We start from the raw sequence: 21,141 nt of genomic DNA on the forward strand, positions 1-21,141 counted from the left end.
CGTAGGAAAGGACATCAACAGAGACTCCGGAAGTAGTGGCGAGCGAACCCGGACCAGGCCAGCGGCTTTTGCGAGACAAGCGGAACATTCTGGAAAGTTTGGCCGTAGCGGGTGATAGCCCCGTACGCGTAATGCGAGCAAAAGTCCTTGAGTAAGGCGGGACACGTGAAATCCTGTCTGAACATGGGGAGACCACTCTCCAAGCCTAAGTACTCGTGCATGACCGATAGCGAACTAGTACCGTGAGGGAAAGGTGAAAAGCACCCCGACAAGGGGAGTGAAAAAGTACCTGAAACCGGTTGCCTACAAACAGATGGAGCCCGCAAGGGTGACATCGTACCTTTTGTATAATGGGTCAGCGACTTAGTGTGACGAGCAAGCTTAAACCGGTAGGTGTAGGCGCAGCGAAAGCGAGTCTGAACAGGGCGTTCAGTTCGTCGCATTAGACCCGAAACCGAGTGATCTAGCCATGAGCAGGCTGAAGGTAGGGTAACACCTACTGGAGGGCCGAACCCATAACTGTTGCAATAGTTCGGGATGACTTGTGGCTAGGGGTGAAAGGCCAATCAAACTCGGAAATAGCTGGTTCTCCGCGAAATCTATTTAGGTAGAGCGTCGACCGAATACCCTCGGGGGTAAAGCACTACATGGGCTAGGGGTCCTCACCGGATTACCAAACCTAAGTAAACTCTGAATACCGAGGAGTACTAGTCGGCAGACACACGGCGGGTGCTAACGTCCGTCGTGAAAAGGGAAACAACCCTGACCAACAGCTAAGGTCCCCAAGTTATGGCTAAGTGGGAAAGGATGTGAGGATCCCAAAACAACCAGGATGTTGGCTTAGAAGCAGCCATCATTTAAAGAAAGCGTAACAGCTCACTGGTCTAAATAAGGGTCTTTGCGCCGAAAATGTAACGGGGCTAAAGCCATACACCGAAGCTTTGGGTTCAGCGCAAGCTGAGCGGTAGCGGAGCGTTCCGTAAGCCTGTGAAGGGACAGCCGTGAGGCATCCTGGAGGTATCGGAAGTGCGAATGCTGACATGAGTAACGTAAGGGGAGTGAGAGACTCCCCCGCCGAAAGACCAAGGGTTCCTGCTTAAAGTTAATCTGAGCAGGGTTAGCCGGACCCTAAGGCGAGGCCGAAAGGCGTAGTCGATGGGAATCACGTTAATATTCGTGAGCCTGCAGGTAGTGACGGATCATCAATGTAGTTCGACCTTATCGGATTGGTCGGGCTGCTGCGTGGTTCCAGGAAATAGCTCCTGCTTATAGTCCGTACCCGAAACCGACACTGGTGGTCTGGTAGAGTATACCAAGGCGCTTGAGAGAACTATGCTGAAGGAACTCGGCAAATTGCACGCGTAACTTCGGAAGAAGCGTGACCCCTATGCACGCAAGTGCGTGGGGGTGGCACAGACCAGGGGGTAGCGACTGTTTATCAAAAACACAGGGCTCTGCGAAGCCGCAAGGCGACGTATAGGGTCTGACGCCTGCCCGGTGCTGGAAGGTTAAGAGGAGAGGTGCAAGCTTTGAATCGAAGCCCCAGTAAACGGCGGCCGTAACTATAACGGTCCTAAGGTAGCGAAATTCCTTGTCGGGTAAGTTCCGACCTGCACGAATGGCGTAACGACTTCCCCGCTGTCTCCAGCATAGACTCAGTGAAATTGAATTCCCCGTGAAGATGCGGGGTTCCTGCGGTTAGACGGAAAGACCCCGTGCACCTTTACTATAGCTTTACATTGGCATTCGTAGTGGCATGTGTAGGATAGGTGGTAGGCTTTGAAGCAGGGACGCCAGTTTCTGTGGAGCCACCCTTGAAATACCACCCTTATCTCTATGGATGTCTAACCGCGGCCCGTCATCCGGGTCCGGGACAATGTATGGTGGGTAGTTTGACTGGGGCGGTCGCCTCCTAAAGAGTAACGGAGGCGCGCGATGGTGGGCTCAGAACGGTCGGAAATCGTTCGCTGAGTGCAATGGCATAAGCCTGCCTGACTGCGAGACAGACAAGTCGAGCAGAGACGAAAGTCGGTCATAGTGATCCGGTGGTCCCGCGTGGAAGGGCCATCGCTCAACGGATAAAAGGTACGCCGGGGATAACAGGCTGATGACCCCCAAGAGTCCATATCGACGGGGTTGTTTGGCACCTCGATGTCGACTCATCGCATCCTGGGGCTGGAGCAGGTCCCAAGGGTATGGCTGTTCGCCATTTAAAGCGGTACGTGAGTTGGGTTCAGAACGTCGTGAGACAGTTCGGTCCCTATCTGCCGTGGGTGTAGGAATATTGAAAGGATCTGTCCCTAGTACGAGAGGACCGGGATGGACGGATCTCTGGTGGACCTGTTGTGGCGCCAGCCGCATAGCAGGGTAGCTATATCCGGACGGGATAACCGCTGAAGGCATCTAAGCGGGAAACCCACCTTAAAACGAGTATTCCCTGAGAGCCGTGGAAGACGACCACGTTGATAGGCCGGGTGTGGAAGCGCAGCAATGTGTGAAGCTTACCGGTACTAATAGCTCGATCGGCTTGATCGTTCTCATTCTCAATGCCCATCCGATGAAATCGGATGGTTGATCTCTTGTCCTCGCGGCCGCATCGGCTGGCTCGCGCCAGCCTGGCCTCCGGACGGGGCGCGGCATAGGCCGCGACGCGCAGTCGCGCTTGCGAAGCTTCGCTTCGGGGGCGACTATCGCGGACAAAGGCACGGAAAGACAGGCGGACAGCGCGAGAGGCGCCGAATAAGAAACCCTATGTACTGGTGGTCCAGCCGCTTTTCGTACAACAAACTTCTCGAAACAACATGCTTTTCGCCGACCTGGTGGTCATGGCGGAGCGGCTGCACCCGATCCCATTCCGAACTCGGCCGTGAAACGCTCCAGCGCTGATGGTACTTCGTCTCAAGACGCGGGAGAGTAAGTCGCTGCCAGGTCTGCGAAACGCATGAAAATCTTCTCCTTACGAAAAACCCGCCCAAAAGGCGGCCAGGGCCGCCCTCAAGCGGCCTTTTCTGTTTGCAGAACCATGCTTCGTAGGCAAACGCCTACACTTGGTGGCGCGGGGTGGAGCAGCCCGGTAGCTCGTCAGGCTCATAACCTGAAGGTCGCAAGTTCAAATCTTGCCCCCGCAACCAAACCCTTCCAAAATCAGCTCCCACGGCCCCCCTCGCCAGGGCTTCTTATGGCCGGCCATGCTCTCGTGCCGAGGTGGAGCAGCCTTCCCGCGGGTAGCCCGTCGTCCTGCGGACCACCAAAACCTTCCAGGCGCAAACCGGCTTCCACGCTGGTGACCGGTCGTTTGCGGGCTCACGAACCCAAAGCCAAATCGCGCCCCAAATCTCATATGCCGGCGACGACTGGTTCAGAACGACTTCCGAGAGGGGGGTAGGTGGTGTTTGCCGACCATGCCGGTGACAGCGGTGGCCCAAAGGGCCACCTCAAGTCCACGCTTTCGCGATCACCGTTGAGCCCGACGCATCCTCTGTTCCAGCGCGCGGAGCATCAGCGACAGGCTGACCGTCAGCAGGAGGTAGATGTAGGCGACGATCGAATAGGTTTCGAAAAAGCGGAACGAGCCGGCCGAGTAGATTTTTCCCATCTGGGTGATGTCGGCGACGCCCAGAACCGAGACGAAGGACGAGTCCTTCACCATGGTGACGAAATCGTTGCCGAGCGGCGGTAAAATGGTGCGCATGGCCTGCGGGAAGACGATCAGGCGGAAACGCTGGCTGCGCGACAGGCCGAGCGCCTTGGCCGCCTCGATCTGGCCGAAGTCCACCGCCTGGATGCCGGCGCGGAACACTTCCGCGATGAAGGCACCGTAGCCGATGGTCAGTGCGATGATGGCGCGCCACAGCAGCGACACATCGCGCACCATGAGTTCGCCGACCAGACCGGCCTCCCTGAGCGGCGCCATAACGGCGTTCCACAGCGCCACGAAGGCGGGAACGCCGGCAAAGGCGATCCAGAACAGAAGCACGAGGAAGGGGATGCCCCGGCAGAGTTCCGTGTAGAAGCGGGCGATCTGCCTGAGCCAGACGGAGTTCGAAAGCGCCATCAGGGCAAGGCACAAGCCCAGCGCGGAAGCCAGGGTGAAACCGACAATGGTCACATAGATGGTGATCCATGTTCCCTGGACCACGGTCATGAAAATCTGGCTGTAGAGGTCGCTTGCCGCGATGGCGATTGCCGCGGCGATCGCCATCAGGATCAGGGCGACCAGCCAGTATGGGAAATCCTGCTTGCCGGTGCGGGCCGGCCGAACGCGGCCGGCCGCTATGCCTCCTGCTGGCATTTCCTCCAAGATTGTCTATCCGGCCGTTATGTCGAGATTTAAGGCTTGTAGTCGACGAACCACTTTTGCGTCAGCCGGTCGAAGGTGCCGTCGGCCTTCAGCGCGGCGATGCCGGCGTTGATCGGCGCGACCAGGTCTGAACCCTTCGGGAAGATGAAGCCGAATTCCTCGGCCTGCAGCGGCGCGCCGATCAGCTTCAGCTTGCCGCCGGAAGCGGCGGACAGCGCCTTGCCGGCTGCGCTGTCTGTCAGCACCAGGTCGACGTCGCCGGCCTGGAGCGCGGCGACGGTCGAGGCGAAGGTGTCCATGAGCTTGATGCGCGGGTTCTGCTCATTGCCGTCGAGCACATTGTAGACGGCGACGTAGAAGGGCGAGGTGCCGGCCTGCGCGCCGACCAGCAGCTTTTCGTCGGCGGCGAAGCTCTTCGCATCGGTGAAGCGGCTTTCATCGCCGCGCACCAGCATGAAGATTTCGGAGAGCATGTAGGGATCGGAGAAGTCGACCTTCTCCTTACGGTCGTCCTTGATGGTGATGCCGGTCATGCCCATGTCGTACTGCTTGTCGGACACGGCCTGGATCATCGCGTCCCAGGAGGTGTTCTGGTAGTCGGCCGTGAAATTCAGCTTCTTCGACAGCGCCTCGATCGCGTCATACTCCCAGCCGACCGGCTTGCCCGTCTTGGGGTCGACGAACTGCAGCGGGAAATAGGCGTTCTCGGTGACGATCACGATTTTCTTGCCGCCGAGATCGGGCAGCGCCTGGGCGAAGGCGGCGAGCGGAAACAGCATGAGGGCCGCCAGCGCTGCCAGAAGAAATTTTACGCGGTTCATGGATGCCCTCCTGAGACGCTGCTGCCGTGACCGGCGGAGTTTTGGCGACTTTAGCGGGCTGCGGCAAGGTTGCAAGCCACCGGCATCGCGCGGAAAAACCGATTGCCGGTTTCGATTGCCTTTTCCGGTGGAGATCCGGAAAATCCTCGCAAAACTCGTACGCGCTATCTGACTTGCGGTTAGTCCACCCGCAAGCGGCTCAGGACGTCAAAAATGTAGTGGCCCATGTGTCAGGATTGTCGTGGCATGCTCGAAGGATCACGAGCACCATGACGAATGGCGTGAATGATGATCTCGGTATCGGTAACTTCGTAGAAAATCAGATAAGGAAAGGGAGGGGTGGTCAACCGCCTGATGGTAGGGTCATCAGTTCGCCTACCAACAAATGCCTGCTCCGGAAGCTGGTCTATCAGAGCTTTGATACGCTCCCGGACACGGCGCGCTCCTTGCTGAGAACGCGGATCGAGATAGCTGGCAAGTTCTCGCAGATCGGCAAGCGCAACCGTCGTATATCGGACTCTCACCGGCCGAAGCCGGCCCATGCGGCCTGGACCTCTTCATCGGTCGCGAATTCGCCGCGCGCGGCGGCGGCCTTTGATGCCGCGATGGCTGCCCGCTCCGAAGCAGACAGAGGCACAGGCTCCTGCTCAGCGTCGGCAAGACGTAGCAGGAGGCGTGCAAGTTCGTCCTGGTGATCAGGGGTAAGGGCGCGGACGCGCTCGACTGCCTTTTCCAATAGCTTTGTCATAGCCCGAATATGCGCTTCTTTTCCGCATAAAAGAAGCGAAGGTCGAAAACTTCTCGCGAATATCGAGATATGTCATGTCCGCCGCACCTCCAGCACCGTGCCGCGCGACAGATGCGGCAGCAGCCGCGCCATGACCCGGGCTGTCACCGCCACGCAGCCCTGCGTCGGCGAAAAATCGGGGCGGGCGAGGTGGAAGAAGATGGCGCTCCCACGTCCGCGTCGGCGCGGAACAATGTTCCAGTCGAGCACGATGCAATAATCGTAGAGCGGGTCGGCGCGCCGCATCGTCTCATGGCTCGCCGCATAGGGCATCTTTACGGGACGATTGTAGTTGCGGTCGTCCGGCACCTCGCACCAGCCGAGATCGGCTGATATCGCCTCCATCACCAGCCTTGTGCCGCCGATGCGGATATGGTCGTTGCGAAAATAACCGCCGAGCAGGCGCATGCGGCTGAGTGGCGTCGCGCCGTCGCCTTCGCGCTTGTTCGCGGAAATGCCGCCGCGCCCCAGCGCGCAGGGAAAGACGTTCTGGCCAGCCTGCAACAGGCCTTGTGTCGGCACGCCCGGACGTGGCCGGACGACGAGCCGGGAGAGGCCCGCCGCCCCTGTTCCAAATGACTGCTTGCGCTCACGTTTTTTGGAGTATGATCGCATGTGCCGACAAATCACCGTGATCGGACTAGTTTGTCGGCGGAGGTTCCGCATAAACGGGCGGCGGTCAACCGAATTATGCTTGCAGGACAACGGACTGGATCATGACATCACGTACCATCCTGATCGTCGACGATGATGACGACCTCCGCGGCACTCTGGTCGAGCAGCTTTCGCTCTACGAGGAATTCGACGTGCTGCAGGAAGCGACAGCCGGCAAGGGCGTGACCGCGGCGCGCGGCGGCATGATCGACCTTCTGATCATGGATGTCGGCCTTCCCGACATGGACGGCCGCGAAGCGGTAAAGCTGCTGCGCAAGGGCGGCTACAAGGCGCCCATCATCATGCTGACCGGACATGACACGGATTCCGACACGATCCTCGGGCTCGAAGCCGGCGCCAACGACTATGTGACGAAGCCGTTCCGGTTCGCGGTGCTGCTCGCTCGGATTCGGGCGCAACTGCGCCAGCACGAACAGAGCGAGGACGCCACCTTCTCCGTTGGTCCCTACACCTTCAAGCCCAGCCAGAAGCTTCTGCTGGACCAGAAGGGCGCAAAGGTGCGGCTGACCGAGAAGGAGGCCTCGATCATCAAATATCTCTATCGGGCGGGTGAAAAAGTCGTCACGCGCGACGTGCTGCTCGAGGAGGTGTGGGGCTACAATTCGGGCGTCACCACCCACACGCTGGAAACGCATGTCTACCGGCTGCGCCAGAAGATCGAGCGCGATCCTTCCAATGCCGAAATTCTTGTGACAGAAAGCGGCGGTTACAAGCTGGTTCCCTGACCGGTGGAGGCGGCGGGGGAACCGCCTCGGGGGGAGAACCGGCCACCGAATTGGGGACTGGATGGCGCTGGATGACGATATTCGCGTCCTGTCCGGCGTGAGGCTGTTCGAGGGCTTCACTGCCGAACAATTGCGCCTGCTGGCCTTTGGCGCCGAGCAGGTCTCCCTCCCCAATGGCAGAAGGCTGTTTCGCGAGGATGACGAAGCCGACGCCGCCTATGTGGTGGTGAGGGGATCCATCAGCCTGTTCCGCGAGGGCGACGATGACCGCCAGCCGATTGGCCGGGCCGGGGCGGGCGCGATGATCGGGGAGCTGGCACTGATCGCCGACACGCGGCGACTGACAAGCGCGGAGGCCGGCGCGGACTCGGAACTGCTGCGGCTCAGCCGCCGCACCTTTCGGCGCATTCTGGAAGAATATCCGGACACGGCCGTCATTCTCTACCGCCGCATCCAGGCTGATTTCCAGGCGCTGATTGAGCAGATCGAGGGGCTTGCGCCCCGCTTCGCGGGCTGAGCGCCGGGAACCGACAAGATATGGACTTCAAACTCGTTCGCGCCACCGAAGACAACCTGCCCTTCATCATGGCGACGGAGAGGCTTGAAGGTTACGACACTTTCGTCGGGCGCTGGGACGAAGCCCGTCACCGCGCCGCGTTCCACGATGGAAGCCATGCCTATTTCCTCGGACTTGATGGCGCTCTGCCTGTCGGCTTCGTCATGTTGCGGTTTTGGGCATCGCCCGAACGTGTCACGCTGGTCAGGCGGATAGCGGTCACGCGACCGGGGCAAGGGCATGGCAGGCGGCTGCTGACGTCGACCGTCGGCAAGGTGTTTGATGAAACCGACGCATACAGGGTGTGGATCGGGCATTTCCCCGAAAATCTGCGCGCCCACCGCGTCTATGAGGCCGTGGGGTTCATGCAGGAAGGGATCGCACGGGGGAGCGCCTATTTCGGCGGCGCCTACAGGGACGAGGTGATGATGTCCCTGTTACGGCCGGAATGGGAAGCGCTTTCCCGGACGCAGCAGCACGGTTGAAGTCTCGAAGGACGCACCCGGGCGCTGATCCTGGTTGAATCCCCCTGTCATTACTCCAGATCGAACCGCGCGATCACCGGCACATGGTCCGACGGACGGTCCCAGCCGCGCGCGGCGCGTAAAATCTCGTAGTCCTGGAAGGCCGGCACGAGGTTCGCCGACGACCAGACATGATCGAGACGCCGCCCTCGGTCCGAAGCTTCCCAATCCTGCGCGCGATAACTCCACCAGGTGTAGAGTTTCTGCTCGTAGGGAATGTTGTGGCGCATCAGGTCGACCCAGTCGCCGGCCCTGCGCATCGCCTCGAAATTCTCGGTCTCGACCGGTGTGTGGCTGACGACGTTGAGCAGTTGCTTGTGCGACCAGACATCGTGCTCGAGCGGCGCGATGTTGAGATCGCCGACCAGCACCGAACCGGAAGCGTCACCTGCCTCGGCCCGCACGGCGTTCATTTCCGCGACGAAATCGAGCTTGTGCTTGAACTTCCAGTTGACGACGGGGTCCGGCTCGTCGCCGCCGGCGGGCACGTAGAAATTATGCAGCAGCAGCGATTTTCCGCCCGCCGGGAAGCGCACCGACACATGCCGGCAGTCCTGCATGTCGCAGAAACGGCGGCGGTCGACCACCTCGATCGGCCGGCGCGCCACGGTCGCCACGCCGTGATAACCCTTCTGGCCGCTGATCGCCAAATGCTCGTAACCGAGTTTTCGGAACGCGGCGGAGGGAAACTGGTCGTCCGGGCACTTCGTCTCCTGAAGGCAGAGCACATCGGGCTGGTGCTCGGTCAGAAAACGCTCGACGATCGGCATGCGCAGGCGGACGGAATTGATGTTCCAGGTGGCGATTTTCAGGGGCATGAAGAGATCCGGGGGAAGGCACGGCAAACTGGCAGCCGGACGGCCGGTTTGCAAGCTCGGCCCGGCAAAACTCGGAGAGGTTGGAAAGCGACGATCCAGGCAACCGGTGAAGAAGTCGATCCCGGGAACCTACAAAGTAGGTGGGCGCCATATGTCCGGACCCACGGGTCCGGCCAGGGACAGCTCCCTTCGAGATCGATAAGGCCCCGGGGAAATGTCTCTCCTGCCGCGAAGCCCAGACCGTCGGAAGCGAATATAAGCCGGCGCGGCGGATGCCGCCAGTAGGCAGGGCGGCAAATCGCATGCTTGCGCAGTGCAGCATGGCTCCTTACGGTCGCGGCGACAAACGGGAAGGCTTTTTGATGCGTTTCGAAGGAACGGCGGCCTATGTTGCCGACAAGGATCTGATGGTGGCCGTCAACGCCGCGATCGCGCTGGAGCGGCCGCTGCTGGTCAAGGGCGAGCCCGGCACCGGCAAGACGGAACTGGCGCGGCAAGTCGCGGCCGCGCTCGGGCTCGACCTGATCGAATGGCATGTGAAATCCACCACCAAGGCGCAGCAGGGACTCTACGAATACGACGCGGTGAGCCGGCTGCGCGACAGCCAGCTTGGTGATACGCGCTTCAACGACATCCACAACTACATCAAGCGCGGAAAACTGTGGGACGCCTTCGCCGCCGACCGCAAGGTGGTGCTGCTGATCGACGAGATCGACAAGGCCGACATCGAGTTCCCCAACGACCTCTTGCAGGAACTCGACCGCATGGAGTTCTTCGTCTACGAGACCGGCGAGACGATCTCGGCCAGGCAGCGGCCGATCGTCATCATCACCTCCAACAACGAGAAGGAACTGCCGGACGCCTTCCTGCGCCGCTGCTTCTTCCACTACATCCGCTTTCCCGACGCCGAGACGCTGCAGAAAATCGTCGACGTGCATTATCCCGGCATCAAGCAGGCGCTGGTGCGCTCCGCGCTCACGCAGTTCTACGAAATCCGCGACGTGCCGGGGCTGAAGAAGAAACCCTCGACCTCGGAGGCGCTCGACTGGATCAGGCTGCTGGTGGCCGACGACGTGGCGCCGGAGGATCTGCGCACCGATCCGAAGAACATGCTGCCGAAACTGCACGGCGCGCTGCTGAAGAACGGGCAGGACGTGCATCTGTTCGAAAAACTGGCGTTCATGGCGCGGAGGCAGGGGTGATCCGGTAGCTCCGCATCATGCTCGAAAACTACCGCATCGACCAATTCGGCGTGATCCATCAGGTCGAGTTCACGCCCATCACCTACGACAAGAAATACATCTCCTATTACGAGGACCTTTCCGACCGGACGATCAAGCTCGGCTACCAGCGGTTCGGCTGGATTTTGGGGTTGATGGGCCGCATCCCGGATTCCGTGCTGGAGATCGGCTATGGCACCGGCACGTTCATCGAGGCGGCACAAATCACCGGCGTGCCGGACTGCGCCGGTTACGACATCGCCCACTATCCGCTGCCGGCGGGCGTGCGTTTCGTCGACTGGGACGCAGCGCTCGACCGCGAATGGGACCTTGTCGCGATGTTCGACGTGCTCGAACATATCCCCGACCTCTCCTTCCTCGGCCGGCTGAAGGCCAAGAACCTGGCGCTCGCCGTTCCCTATTGCCGCTATCGCGAACTCGGCGAGCACGGCGAAGACTGGTTCCGCACCTGGCGGATGCTGCTTCCCAACGAGCATCTGCATCATTTCGACCGCGAATCTCTGACGGCGCTGCTTGCCCATCACGGTTTTGACTGTGTGACGCTGAACACCTTCGAAGACGGTATCCGCCTGCGCGCGGGTGAGAACGGACCGAACATATTGTGCGGGTTCTTCAGAAGGTTTTGAACGGCCTCGAAAAGGGGAATGGCACCGGCCGATTTTTCGCGGATTTCGTACAAGCCTTTGATATCGTTAGTGCCGGAAATTTTTCCGAGCGTTTTCCATCCCCGCTTCTTCTACCTCCCTTAAAATCCCGCCTATCGCTTTCACGGGAAACCTGGTGCGCACCGGGTATCAGGGGAGAGCGACGGCGCCGGGGTGGCCGCGTAACGGTGCGCGGCCTGGCGAGAGCCTTTACGCCCGGGCCCCAGATCGCGACGACGCGCCCCGGATCGCGTGGGCGGTATCAGCGGTCGGGCAAGCACGCCGGCGGGGCGCGCGGTTCGCGCCACGTATAAATACTTTGAGAGGCTCGGCCGCGCGCCCCGCTTCCCACCCTCCCGAACGGGAGTTTTTCCACTCAATGGCCAGGGCGGTTTTCCGCAGCGTGGCAACGACAAGACGCGGCTGGTGCTATGACCTTGGAAGGCCGCCGTGCTTACAATCGATCGAACGCCAGTCGACCCAGCGAGGAAATCATGTCGATCACTGTCCGCCCTCTCGAGCAATCCGACCATGCCGACTGGCGACGCCTGTGGACCGCCTACCTCACCTTCTACGAGACCACCCTGGCCGAGGACGTCTACACGAGCACGTGGCAGCGCCTGTTCGACGGCGGCGAATTCGAGCCCAAAGGTTTTGTCGCCCTGCTGGACGGCAAGGCCGTCGGCCTGACCCACTATCTCTACCACCGTTCCTGCTGGTCAAAACTCGACAATTGTTACCTTCAGGACCTGTTCGCCGATCCCGATGTCCGGGGCAAAGGCGTCGGCGCCGCTCTGATCGAGGCCGTGCGCAAGGCCGCGGCGGAAAAGGGCGTCACCAATGTCTACTGGATGACCCACGAGACCAACGCCACGGCGCGAAAGCTTTACGACCACGTCGCGCGGCGGACCGGGTTTATCGAGTATGATTTGCTGTGATCCGGATTGAAAATCCGATTTTTGCGCAATATATTGCGCAAGATAGGTATGTTGTTGCCCCAGGTCGAGACCAATACCCGGAAGATCGCGTCGCTTCTTGAGGAAAGGCCATGACACACTATGTCGGCATTCTGGATGGAGCGACGGACGTATGGGGTATTCGCATCCCCGATACTCCGGGTTGCCATGGCGGCGGGGCGACGCCTGAAGAGGCGATCAACGACGCCACATCGGCGTTGCGCGAGTGGGCGGAAACCTTTCTGGACACCAGCGATGTTATGCCGGTTGCACGGAGCGTCGCGGATTTGCTGTCCAGCGGAGAGATCGATACCGGGGCGGGCGAATCGGCCGTTCTTATCCCACTGATTTTGGACTCTGGCCGTCCCGTCCGGGCGAACCTTTCGCTTGACTCCGGGCTTCTGGCAGCAATCGATGAGGAGGCGAGAAGGCGCGGTCTGACGCGCTCCGCCTTTCTCGCGAGCGCCGCGCGCGAGAAGATCGAGCGGCACCGTTAGAGCCTTTCATGGTTGGATGGGAAGATTGTGCCAAACCGATTTGGACCAAGTCCAAGTCCATCGGCTCGGCCAGGCAACCATCCCGATTTTCGCCAAACCAGCCTAATTCATGGTCCAGCGGTGGATTTGCCTATGACTGAGTTTACCCCCTGGGCCTCTTTGATCGGCGGTGCGCTGATCGGCCTGTCGGCTGTCCTGCTGATGCTGGCGGAAGGCCGGATCGCCGGGGTCAGTGGCATCGCGTCGCGGCTCCTGCCGCCTTTCCGCGACGGCCTGCCAATCGGTCAGTTCGGTTTCGTGTTGGGCCTGCTTGCCGCGCCGTTCGCGGTGATGGCGGTGACGGGCGCGCCGATGGTCCAGACCGTGTCCTCGAACATTCCCCTGATGGCGGTCGCCGGCCTTCTCGTCGGTTTCGGCACGGTGCTTGGGAATGGCTGCACCAGCGGACATGGCGTCTGCGGCCTGTCACGCCTTTCGCCGAGGTCGCTGGCGGCGGTGGTCACCTTCATGGCGGCTGCCTTCGCGACGGTTTTTGTCGTTCGGCACATCGTCGGGGCGTAAGGCCATGTCCTTCGTTGTGAACCTGCTCCTTGGTCTGCTGTTCGGCATCGGCCTCGTCGTGTCCGGCATGTCGGACCCGGCAAAGGTGCTGAATTTCCTCGATGTCGCCGGAACCTGGGATCCGTCGCTGGCCTTCGTGATGGGAGGCGGGGTGCTTGTCGCCTTCATCGGCTATCGCCTGGTTCTGCGCCGTGACCGGCCGCTGATGGCAAACGGTTTCCGCCTGCCGACCAAAACCTCCATCGATGGCCGGCTGCTGACCGGCGCGGCGATCTTCGGCATCGGCTGGGGCATCGGCGGCTTCTGCCCCGGGCCGGCATTTGCCGCGCTTGGCCTCGGCCAACCCGGCACGCTGGCTTTCGTGCTGGCCATGCTGGCCGGCTTCTGGGTTGCGCGCGTGGTGTCCACGGGAGGTGGTGACGTCCCTGCCGCGAAGGGTGGGCCGATCTAGCTATGTTCCTCCCCTTCTTCCTCGAACTCAAAGCCGCGAAAGTCCCGGTGTCGCTGCGCGAATACCTGACCTTGCTCGAGGGCATGGAAGCCGGGCTGGTCGACTATGACGTCGAGGGTTTTTACTACCTCGCCCGTTCTGCGCTGGTGAAGGACGAGCGCCATATCGACCGCTTCGACCAGGTTTTCGCGCATGTCTTCAAAGGCGTCGAGGCGCTGGCCGGTGAGGCGGCGATCGATGTCGCTACGCTTCCGGAGGAGTGGCTGCGGCGGCTGGCGGAAAAGCACCTTTCCGATGAGGAGAAAAAACTCGTCGAGGCGCTCGGCGGCTGGGAAAAGCTGATGGCGACGCTGAAGAAGCGGCTGGAGGAGCAGAAGGGCCGTCACCAGGGCGGCTCGAAATGGATCGGCACGGCGGGAACCTCGCCCTTCGGCGCCTATGGCTACAACCCCGAAGGCATCCGGATCGGTCAGCACGAAAGCCGCAACCGCCGCGCGGTAAAAGTGTGGGACAAGCGCGAGTTCAGGAATTTCGACGATTCCGTCGAGCTGGGGACCCGCAACATCAAGGTCGCGCTGAAGCGCTTGCGCCGCTGGGTGCGCGACGGAGCCGTGGAGGAACTGGATCTGCCCGGCACGATCCACGCCACCGCCGAACACGGCTATCTCGACGTGAAGACGCGGCCGGAGCGCCGCAACGCGGTGAAGCTCTTGATGTTCTTCGACGTCGGCGGCTCGATGGACGATCACATAAAGATCGTCGAGGAATTGTTCTCGGCGGCGCGCGCGGAATTCCGCCAGCTCGAATATTTTTATTTCCACAACTGCCTCTACGAGGGCGTGTGGAAGGACAATCGCCGCCGCCACGCCGAGGTCATTCCGACGCTCGACGTGCTGCATAAATACGGTCGCGACTACAAGGTTGTCTTCGTCGGCGACGCCTCGATGAGCCCCTACGAGGTTACCATGGCCGGCGGCTCGGTCGAGCACTGGAATCCGGAAGCCGGCGCCGTCTGGCTGGCGCGCGTGCTCGCCCAATGGCCGAACGCGGTGTGGCTGAACCCGGTCCCGCGCCAGCACTGGGCCTACACGCATTCGATCGGCCTGATCCGCGAGACGTTTTCCGACCGCATGTATCCGCTCACGCTGGCCGGGCTGGAAGCGGCGACGAGAGAGCTGTCGAGAAAGCATTGAGCACGTCGTTGCGAAACGATGATCCCCGCCTATGGCGAGCAGGCGTAACGAATGCCTATATTTGGCGAACAGCACACATGACAAATTTCCGAGCCAGGAGACAGCAATGGACAGCCACAGCTATCCCGTGACCCGCACCGACGCCGAATGGCGCGCGATGCTCAGCCCCGAACAATATGCCGTCATGCGCAACCACGGCACCGAGCGGCCGGGAAGCTGCGCGCTGCTTCATGAAAAGCGGGCAGGTACGTTCAAATGCGCCGGCTGCGACCAGCCGCTGTTCGAATCCAAGCTGAAGTTCGAGAGCGGCACCGGCTGGCCGAGCTTCAACGACCCGGTGCCGGGATCGGTGGAGACGACCGTCGACCGCAGTTACGGCATGGTGCGCACCGAATGCCACTGCTCGCGCTGCGGCAGCCATCTCGGCCATGTGTTCGAGGACGGCCCGCCGCCGACCTATCTGCGTTATTGCATCAACGGCGTGGCGCTGAATTTCGAGCCAGCCTGAGAGTCTGGCGGACAACGCCAAGGGTAAAAGTAGCCGCTTGAGGCGTTAAATCACGATCGCGGCGATCAGCCAGAGCAATGACATCGTCTGGCAGAAAAATCCGGCCCATCCCCCGCGCCGGTCGGCAGTCCGCCATACGGCAAAAGCCAGGAAGAGGTTGTAGGGCAACGGTCCGAAATGGACGGCGAGGGCGACCCACAGCGGCACTTTCGCTGCAAGCAGGCCGAGCGAAGCGACGGTCGCGGCAATGTTGATCGCCGTGCCGATGACTATGGTGTCGCGCCAGAACAGCGTTGCGAGGGGAACCTCGCCCCGCCAGCGCGCGGTGAAGAAACCGCCTATGCCGCCTCTCCTGGCGACTTGGCGGTTGGCATCCTCGCCCGCGGCCATCGGCAGGACCCTCGAGCCGGTCACTCGACGTTCAAGTCGCGGCCTGCCGTGCGGATCGTCACCGAGAAGCCGGCCAGCACGTCGATCAGGGTGATCACCATCAGGGTGAAGAAGACCGGGTGCGCCGCGCCGCGCACCAGCAGGAATTCGACGAGGAAGGCGACGAAGACGAAGGTCGACAGCAGATGGTCGACGATCGAGGCATTGGAGGAGCGCGTCGATTTCATCATCTCGACGAACAGCAGCACCAGCGCGATGACGATCAGCAGGTCGCCGACCGACATGGTCCAGACGCCGCCGGACATCATGGTGAGCGAAAAGATTTCGGTCGCGAAGGGGTCTGCTTCTGTCCCGCCGAACAGGCCGGCAAGGCCGAGATTGTAGAGCAGGAACGGGATGATCAGCAGCGGAATCATGCCCAGCATTTTTTGCGCACCTCGGCCATTGGAGCCTGACCTATTTCAGGCAGCCTCGGGCTGCGTCAAGCCCGATGGCCCGCTGAGGGGAAGTCTCAACGCAAAAAGACCGGCGCGAGGCCGGTCCCTTCAAACCAGTCCGAAAAGCCGAACGCTCAGCTTTCCTTGGGCTCCAGCACCTGGCGGCCGCGATACATGCCGGTCTTCAGGTCGATGTGGTGCGGGCGGCGCATTTCGCCCGAATTCTTGTCCTCGACATAGGTCGGGGCCTTGAGCGCGTCGGCGGCGCGACGCATGCCACGCTTGGACGGCGAGGTCTTTCTTTTTGGCACAGCCATGATTGCGTTCCTTCGGTCAATGGACCCGGCTGCTCTGGCAAGGGGAGCCGCGCGTTCCGGGCCGGTATGAGAAATCCGGGGTGCCTATACACGCGCGAGGCGGGTTTGACCAGCGCGGCGGCTAATATTTTTTGCGGCAGCGTGCCCGGCGTCATTCGACGCACTGGACATAGGCGCCGGAACGCGCTGCAAGGCGTTGCACGCGATTGGCCAGGAAACGCATATCGCGAGACGGCTTTGCGGGATTGCGCAGGATCGGATTGGGCAGGGTCACCGCCAGCAGAGCGGCCTGTTTGCGGCTGAGATTCTTAGCCGAAACGCCGAAATGATGCTGCGCGGCTGCCTCGATCCCGTATATGCCCGGGCCCCATTCGGCGATGTTGAGATAGATTTCCATGATCCGGCGTTTCGACATCACCAGATCGACATAGGTGGCGTAGGGCAATTCGAGGATCTTTCGAATGGTTCCGAACGGCCGGGGCCACAGATAGAGGTTCTTCACCGACTGCATGGTGATGGTCGAGGCGCCGCGCGATGGGCCCCTCGGGTCGAGAATGACCTTCTTGAGTTCCCCAAGGTCGACGCCGTAGTGATTACAGAACTGGCCGTCCTCGGACATGATGACGGAGTGGATCAGGACCGGTGAGATGTCGTCGATCGAAACCCACTGGCGGTCATAGCCCTTGAGCGTCACCAGGTCGGCCAGCATCAGCGTGGAGACCGGACGGACAAAGGGCGGCAGATAGAGGATCGTCAGGACCACGGGGATCAGCCCAAGCACGACCGCAATCTTGAACAGCCGCCGCAGCCAGAGACGGATGCCGCGCCGGTTCAACCGGCCGCTGCCCTTCCCTGCCACCTCGCCGGCCTCCGATTGAACGGTCTCGCCCAAGCCACCCGCCTTCGCGTCCTGTCCGAAACGGAATAATGGCGACGGGCCGCGAGCGCAACGCCTCCGACCCGATAAGCGGCGGCTTGACCACGGCGGCGTATCGCCTAAACGGGGTGGCATGACGCTCCTGAGCACATCCGACTTCGAGGACCTTCTCGGCCGGCGCGCGCGCCAGGTCGAAGAATTGCTGCGAACGCTGCTTGACGACAAGCCGCGCGACGGCGAGATCACGCGACCGGCAAAACTGCTCGCCGCCATGCGCCACGGCGTGCTCAACGGCGGAAAACGGTTGCGTCCGTTCCTGGTTCTGGAAAGTGCCAAGCTGTTCGGCCCTGACGGCGCGGAGGCGGTGACGGTCGGGGCGGCGCTGGAATGCGTGCATTGCTATTCGCTCATCCACGACGATCTGCCGGCCATGGACGACGACGACCTGCGCCGGGGACAGCCGACCGTGCATCGCGCCTTCGACGAGGCGAGCGCCATCCTCGCCGGCGACAGCCTGCTGACGCTTGCCTTCGACATCCTGACCGACGATACGTCGTCCCGACCGCGCGACGTTGCGGCATCGGCGCGGCGCCGGCTCGATCTTGTTCGCGGGCTGGCGCGCGCCGCGGGCGTCGGCGGAATGGCGGGCGGGCAGGCGCTCGACCTTGCCGCCGAGAAGGCCACGCCTGATGAGGCAGGCATCATCACGCTGCAGGCGATGAAGACCGGTGCCTTGATCCGCTTTGCATGCGAGGCGGGTGCGATCGTCGCCGACGCCAGCGCGATCGACCGCGAGAGGCTGGCGGAATTCGGCTCGGCCATCGGGCTTGCCTTCCAGCTTGCGGACGACCTTCTCGACGTAACTGCCGTACCCGAGGTCATGGGCAAGGCGACGGGCAAGGACGCGGCGGCCGGCAAGGCGACGCTGGTGGCGCTGCATGGCGCGGACTGGGCGCGACGGCAGCTCGCCGGCCTAGTCGAACAGGCGCATGATCTGTTGGAACCCTATGGGGAAAGCGGCAGAAACCTGAAGTCGGTCGCGACTTTCATCGCCGAACGGGACCGGTAGGACATCAGGTCACTTTCGTCGTGTTCGCCGCGACCGGTCCCCAAGCGGCCGACGTCACCGGTTCCGCATGACAATGCAGGAGCCGCCAGCCGAACGCAAAGTGGCGCAGATCCTGTTGGCTGTCGCGCGGTCGTCGGCGCCGATGCGCACGGCGTAGATGCCGCGGCGGCCGCGCGGCGTGCGCACGCGGCTGACGACCGGATCGGGATTTTTCAGGATTTTGCCGAAACGTCCGGCGACGCGCTGCCATTGCTTTATCGCGGCGGCGCGGCGAAAATTGCCGGCGACCTGCACGCCCCAGGGTTTTGTCGCGATGGTCGCCATGGCGATGGTCTGGGCGTAGATGGTGCGCATGTTGCGGCAGGCTTCGTGAAACGGCCGCTTCGGGTCGAGCGGACGGATCGTGCCGAGATAGGTGCGCTCCGAAAAATTGTCGGCGGGCTCACCCATGATGTCGAGCACATATTCGTCGGTCTCCAGCGGCAGGAAGCCACCCGACGTCAGCCAGCGCGTCACCCGCGTCTCGCCGGCATTGTAGGCGGCAGCGGCGAGGCCGAGATTGCCGAAGCCTGTCTTCAACTCGCCAAGGTATTTGGCCGAAGCAGGAAGCGCCTGGGTGACATCGAAGGAGTTCTTCAGCTTCCGCATCTTCGCGGTGCCCGGCATGAACTGCGCTATGCCTTCGGCCCCGGCCGGACTGACGGCGTCCGGATCGAAGCGGCTTTCCTTCCAGATCAGGCGGGCGAAGAAATCGCGCGGCAGGCCATTGGCGCGGGCATGGATGTCGATCAGGTCGCAGATACGCGCCGTCGTCATGATGCGCGATTTCGGCGGGTCGGCGAGAGCCGGGCCATCGCCGAGGCAGAACCCGAACAGCAGTGCCAGCGGCGAAACCCGCCACACCCCGACATGGAAAAGCCTCAGAAGCGACAGCCCGATATGGACCGCGCCGCCGAGCACGCCGTTACTCCGCCGCCTGCCTGCCGGACTGGCCGAAGCGCGTCTCGATATAGTCGGCGACCATTTTTTCAAAATCTTCGGCGATGTTGGGGCCGCGCAAGGTGGCCGCCTTGCGCCCGTCGATGAAGACCGGGGCCGACGGCGTCTCGCCGGTGCCGGGCAGCGATATGCCGATATCGGCATGCTTGGATTCGCCGGGGCCATTGACGATGCAGCCCATGACGGCGACCTTCAGTTCCTCGACGCCTGGATATTTTTCCCGCCAGACCGGCATGTTCTTGCGCAAATCGGCCTGGATGTTCTGGGCGAGTTCCTGGAACACGGTCGAGGTAGTCCGCCCGCAGCCGGGGCAGGCGGCGACAACCGGCACGAACTGCCGGAAACCCATCGTCTGCAAGAGTTCCTGCGCCACCTGCACCTCGCGGGTACGGTCGCCATTCGGTTCGGGCGTCAGCGAGATACGGATGGTGTCGCCAATTCCCTGCTGCAGCAGGATGCCCATGGCGGCGGACGACGCGACGATTCCCTTCGAGCCCATGCCGGCCTCGGTCAGGCCGAGATGCAGAGCATGATCGGAACGGCTGGCGAGTTCGGTGTAGACGGAGATGAGGTCCTGGACGCGGCTTACCTTAGCCGACAAAATAATCTTGTCGCGCGACAGCCCGATTTCTTCCGCCGCCTCGGCCGAGTGTAGCGCGGAGCGGACAATCGCTTCGCGGGTGACTTCGTCGGCGGTCAGCGGGGCGCCGTTTTTCTGGTTCTCGTCCATCAGCGCGGTCAGCAATTCCTGGTCGAGCGAGCCCCAGTTGACGCCGATGCGAACCGGCTTGTCGTAGCGGATCGCCATCTCGACGATCGCGCCGAACTGCCGGTCCTTCTTCTCCTTGAAGCCGACATTGCCGGGATTGATGCGGTATTTCGCCAGCGCCTCAGCGCAGGCTGGGTGGTCAGCGAGCAGCTTGTGGCCGATATAGTGGAAGTCGCCGACCAGCGGCACATTGATGCCCAGCCGGTCGAGCCGCTCACGGATGCCGGGGACGGCGGCCGCGCTCTCGTCACGGTCGACGGTGATCCGAACGATCTCGGAGCCCGCCTTTGCCAGCGCCGCGACCTGCGCCACCGTGCTGTCGACGTCGGCGGTGTCGGTGTTGGTCATCGACTGGACGACAACAGGCGCGTCTCCACCCACCATGACGCCGCCCACATTCACGCCGACGGAACGCCTCCGCGGCAAGGGGAAGGATTGATATCCGGTCATGGCCGGCTGGCCTCATCGGTCGGTGAATTCCGCCCATGAGGTGGAGGATGCGGCAATCATTGTCAATGGCGCTGCTTGCCGCGCGGTTGGCGAAACGGGGCGCTACGCCCGCGATCCAGCCTTGGGCATTGCCGAAGGACCGGACACGTGACGGCTCAACTTACCGCCACCAGCGCATCAATCTCGACAAGCCATTCGGGCATTGCGAGTGTCTCGACGCCGATCCACGTGCTCGCGCAGACCGGCCAGCTGTCGCCGAAGACGTCCCGGCCCGCGGCGAAGATCGCCGGAACAAGGTCGGGCCTGTGCCCGACGACATGGATCTTCATCTGCAGCATGTCGCGCGGGCAGACATCCAGCGCGGCGAGCGCCGCGCGAATGTTGGCGAAGCACTGGCGCGCCTGGGCGGCATGGTCCGAACCGCCGACAAGGGTGCCCGCGGCATCGACTGCCACCTGGCCGGAGATCGCCGCGAGACGAGCGCCCGTCGGGGCGACGGCGATCTGCGCGATAAGATGCGAGAAGGCCTGGGTGAGTTCCGCGGGATTGAGCTTTTCCATGGATGGCACCTCTGGC

At 62.0% G+C, this 21,141-nt stretch carries 25 protein-coding genes, 1 tRNA gene, 2 rRNA genes and 1 other RNA gene (1 of these 29 cut by a window edge); 15 read left to right on the forward strand and 14 right to left on the reverse strand.

Going from position 1 to position 21,141, the window contains the following annotated elements:
- The 3 genes from ABMA59_RS12775 to ABMA59_RS12785 form a co-directional block, all read left to right on the forward strand.
- Nucleotides 1–2,535: ribosomal RNA gene (locus tag ABMA59_RS12775) — 23S ribosomal RNA — on the forward strand; it begins 338 nt to the left of the window's first position.
- A gap of 280 nt (nucleotides 2,536–2,815) precedes the next feature.
- A 5S ribosomal RNA gene (gene rrf, locus ABMA59_RS12780) occupies nucleotides 2,816–2,930 on the forward strand.
- A 124-nt stretch (nucleotides 2,931–3,054) separates the two neighbouring features.
- Nucleotides 3,055–3,131 (forward strand) — tRNA-Met (locus tag ABMA59_RS12785).
- A gap of 323 nt (nucleotides 3,132–3,454) precedes the next feature.
- Here the strand turns inward: ABMA59_RS12785 and ABMA59_RS12790 are convergent.
- The 5 genes from ABMA59_RS12790 to ABMA59_RS12810 form a co-directional block, all read right to left on the reverse strand.
- Nucleotides 3,455–4,291 carry an amino acid ABC transporter permease gene (locus tag ABMA59_RS12790; RefSeq protein ID WP_349005741.1) on the reverse strand — a complete coding sequence of 279 codons (837 nt, stop codon included), beginning with the start codon at nucleotides 4,289–4,291 and terminating at the stop codon, nucleotides 3,455–3,457.
- A gap of 38 nt (nucleotides 4,292–4,329) precedes the next feature.
- Nucleotides 4,330–5,121 carry a transporter substrate-binding domain-containing protein gene (locus ABMA59_RS12795; protein WP_349005742.1) on the reverse strand — a complete coding sequence of 264 codons (792 nt, stop codon included), beginning with the start codon at nucleotides 5,119–5,121 and terminating at the stop codon, nucleotides 4,330–4,332.
- Between the two features lie 230 nt (nucleotides 5,122–5,351).
- Entirely contained in the window at nucleotides 5,352–5,663 is a 312-nt protein-coding gene (locus tag ABMA59_RS12800; protein WP_349005743.1) for a type II toxin-antitoxin system RelE/ParE family toxin, read from the reverse strand.
- Complete coding sequence (locus ABMA59_RS12805; protein WP_349005744.1) at nucleotides 5,642–5,869, reverse strand: hypothetical protein; 228 nt, start codon at nucleotides 5,867–5,869, stop codon at nucleotides 5,642–5,644. Before ABMA59_RS12805 ends, ABMA59_RS12800 begins: the two co-directional genes overlap by 22 nt.
- Nucleotides 5,870–5,941: 72 nt before the next feature.
- Nucleotides 5,942–6,538 (reverse strand): L,D-transpeptidase family protein, encoded by a 597-nt coding sequence (locus tag ABMA59_RS12810; RefSeq protein WP_349005745.1) that lies wholly within the window; start codon nucleotides 6,536–6,538, stop codon nucleotides 5,942–5,944.
- Nucleotides 6,539–6,624: 86 nt separating this feature from the next.
- On the opposite strand from ABMA59_RS12810, the gene ABMA59_RS12815 reads away from it, so the two are divergent.
- The 3 genes from ABMA59_RS12815 to ABMA59_RS12825 all read left to right on the forward strand — a co-directional run bounded on the left by ABMA59_RS12815 (nucleotide 6,625) and on the right by ABMA59_RS12825 (nucleotide 8,349).
- On the forward strand, nucleotides 6,625–7,308 hold the full coding sequence (locus tag ABMA59_RS12815; RefSeq protein ID WP_349005746.1) for a response regulator transcription factor: 684 nt from the start codon (nucleotides 6,625–6,627) through the stop codon (nucleotides 7,306–7,308).
- 61 nt (nucleotides 7,309–7,369) lie between these two features.
- Entirely contained in the window at nucleotides 7,370–7,825 is a 456-nt protein-coding gene (locus ABMA59_RS12820; protein WP_349005747.1) for a cyclic nucleotide-binding domain-containing protein, read from the forward strand.
- 20 nt (nucleotides 7,826–7,845) lie between these two features.
- Nucleotides 7,846–8,349 carry a GNAT family N-acetyltransferase gene (locus ABMA59_RS12825; RefSeq protein ID WP_349005748.1) on the forward strand — a complete coding sequence of 168 codons (504 nt, stop codon included), beginning with the start codon at nucleotides 7,846–7,848 and terminating at the stop codon, nucleotides 8,347–8,349.
- 50 nt (nucleotides 8,350–8,399) lie between these two features.
- Here the strand turns inward: ABMA59_RS12825 and ABMA59_RS12830 are convergent, their stop codons facing one another.
- Both ABMA59_RS12830 and ssrS read right to left on the reverse strand, forming a co-directional pair.
- On the reverse strand, nucleotides 8,400–9,206 hold the full coding sequence (locus ABMA59_RS12830; protein ID WP_349005749.1) for an exodeoxyribonuclease III: 807 nt from the start codon (nucleotides 9,204–9,206) through the stop codon (nucleotides 8,400–8,402).
- Between the two features lie 88 nt (nucleotides 9,207–9,294).
- Nucleotides 9,295–9,451: non-coding RNA, 6S RNA (gene ssrS / locus ABMA59_RS12835), on the reverse strand.
- A gap of 117 nt (nucleotides 9,452–9,568) precedes the next feature.
- Here ssrS and ABMA59_RS12840 point away from each other — a divergent pair.
- The 8 genes from ABMA59_RS12840 to msrB all read left to right on the forward strand — a co-directional run bounded on the left by ABMA59_RS12840 (nucleotide 9,569) and on the right by msrB (nucleotide 15,257).
- Complete coding sequence (locus ABMA59_RS12840) at nucleotides 9,569–10,408, forward strand: AAA family ATPase (RefSeq protein ID WP_349005750.1); 840 nt, start codon at nucleotides 9,569–9,571, stop codon at nucleotides 10,406–10,408.
- Nucleotides 10,409–10,425: 17 nt separating this feature from the next.
- On the forward strand, nucleotides 10,426–11,073 hold the full coding sequence (locus ABMA59_RS12845) for a class I SAM-dependent methyltransferase (protein ID WP_349005751.1): 648 nt from the start codon (nucleotides 10,426–10,428) through the stop codon (nucleotides 11,071–11,073).
- A 509-nt stretch (nucleotides 11,074–11,582) separates the two neighbouring features.
- Entirely contained in the window at nucleotides 11,583–12,029 is a 447-nt protein-coding gene (locus tag ABMA59_RS12850; RefSeq protein WP_349005860.1) for a GNAT family N-acetyltransferase, read from the forward strand.
- A gap of 110 nt (nucleotides 12,030–12,139) precedes the next feature.
- Nucleotides 12,140–12,544, forward strand: a complete 405-nt coding sequence (locus tag ABMA59_RS12855) for a type II toxin-antitoxin system HicB family antitoxin (RefSeq protein WP_349005752.1) — start codon at nucleotides 12,140–12,142, stop codon at nucleotides 12,542–12,544.
- 132 nt (nucleotides 12,545–12,676) lie between these two features.
- Complete coding sequence (locus ABMA59_RS12860; RefSeq protein ID WP_349005753.1) at nucleotides 12,677–13,105, forward strand: YeeE/YedE family protein; 429 nt, start codon at nucleotides 12,677–12,679, stop codon at nucleotides 13,103–13,105.
- Between the two features lie 4 nt (nucleotides 13,106–13,109).
- Complete coding sequence (locus ABMA59_RS12865; protein ID WP_349005754.1) at nucleotides 13,110–13,556, forward strand: DUF6691 family protein; 447 nt, start codon at nucleotides 13,110–13,112, stop codon at nucleotides 13,554–13,556.
- A 2-nt stretch (nucleotides 13,557–13,558) separates the two neighbouring features.
- On the forward strand, nucleotides 13,559–14,749 hold the full coding sequence (locus ABMA59_RS12870) for a vWA domain-containing protein (protein ID WP_349005755.1): 1,191 nt from the start codon (nucleotides 13,559–13,561) through the stop codon (nucleotides 14,747–14,749).
- A gap of 106 nt (nucleotides 14,750–14,855) precedes the next feature.
- Entirely contained in the window at nucleotides 14,856–15,257 is a 402-nt protein-coding gene (gene msrB, locus ABMA59_RS12875) for a peptide-methionine (R)-S-oxide reductase MsrB (protein ID WP_349005756.1), read from the forward strand.
- A gap of 45 nt (nucleotides 15,258–15,302) precedes the next feature.
- On the opposite strand, the gene ABMA59_RS12880 is transcribed toward msrB, so the two are convergent.
- The 4 genes from ABMA59_RS12880 to ABMA59_RS12895 all read right to left on the reverse strand — a co-directional run bounded on the left by ABMA59_RS12880 (nucleotide 15,303) and on the right by ABMA59_RS12895 (nucleotide 17,293).
- On the reverse strand, nucleotides 15,303–15,671 hold the full coding sequence (locus ABMA59_RS12880; RefSeq protein ID WP_349005757.1) for a hypothetical protein: 369 nt from the start codon (nucleotides 15,669–15,671) through the stop codon (nucleotides 15,303–15,305).
- A complete protein-coding gene (locus ABMA59_RS12885; protein ID WP_349005758.1) occupies nucleotides 15,668–16,072 on the reverse strand; it encodes a hypothetical protein in 405 nt (134 codons plus the stop codon). Before ABMA59_RS12885 ends, ABMA59_RS12880 begins: the two co-directional genes overlap by 4 nt.
- A gap of 146 nt (nucleotides 16,073–16,218) precedes the next feature.
- Nucleotides 16,219–16,401 carry a 50S ribosomal protein L32 gene (rpmF, locus tag ABMA59_RS12890; protein WP_315924769.1) on the reverse strand — a complete coding sequence of 61 codons (183 nt, stop codon included), beginning with the start codon at nucleotides 16,399–16,401 and terminating at the stop codon, nucleotides 16,219–16,221.
- Nucleotides 16,402–16,552: 151 nt separating this feature from the next.
- A complete protein-coding gene (locus ABMA59_RS12895) occupies nucleotides 16,553–17,293 on the reverse strand; it encodes a biosynthetic peptidoglycan transglycosylase (RefSeq protein ID WP_425475908.1) in 741 nt (246 codons plus the stop codon).
- A gap of 118 nt (nucleotides 17,294–17,411) precedes the next feature.
- On the opposite strand from ABMA59_RS12895, the gene ABMA59_RS12900 reads away from it, so the two are divergent.
- Nucleotides 17,412–18,347: a polyprenyl synthetase family protein gene (locus ABMA59_RS12900; protein ID WP_349005759.1), complete on the forward strand. Its 936-nt coding sequence runs from the start codon at nucleotides 17,412–17,414 to the stop codon at nucleotides 18,345–18,347.
- 54 nt (nucleotides 18,348–18,401) lie between these two features.
- Here ABMA59_RS12900 and ABMA59_RS12905 read toward each other — a convergent pair whose 3' ends face one another.
- The 3 genes from ABMA59_RS12905 to ABMA59_RS12915 form a co-directional block, all read right to left on the reverse strand.
- Nucleotides 18,402–19,232: a lytic transglycosylase domain-containing protein gene (locus tag ABMA59_RS12905; RefSeq protein ID WP_349005862.1), complete on the reverse strand. Its 831-nt coding sequence runs from the start codon at nucleotides 19,230–19,232 to the stop codon at nucleotides 18,402–18,404.
- Nucleotides 19,233–19,311: 79 nt separating this feature from the next.
- Entirely contained in the window at nucleotides 19,312–20,565 is a 1,254-nt protein-coding gene (gene ispG, locus ABMA59_RS12910; protein WP_349005760.1) for a flavodoxin-dependent (E)-4-hydroxy-3-methylbut-2-enyl-diphosphate synthase, read from the reverse strand.
- A gap of 155 nt (nucleotides 20,566–20,720) precedes the next feature.
- Nucleotides 20,721–21,125, reverse strand: a complete 405-nt coding sequence (locus ABMA59_RS12915) for a RidA family protein (RefSeq protein WP_349005761.1) — start codon at nucleotides 21,123–21,125, stop codon at nucleotides 20,721–20,723.
- Between the last annotated feature and the right edge of the window lie 16 nt (nucleotides 21,126–21,141).

Origin of the sequence: Mesorhizobium yinganensis, assembly GCF_040081985.1 — a bacterium.
Taxonomy (GTDB): Bacteria; Pseudomonadota; Alphaproteobacteria; order Rhizobiales; family Rhizobiaceae; genus Kumtagia; species Kumtagia yinganensis.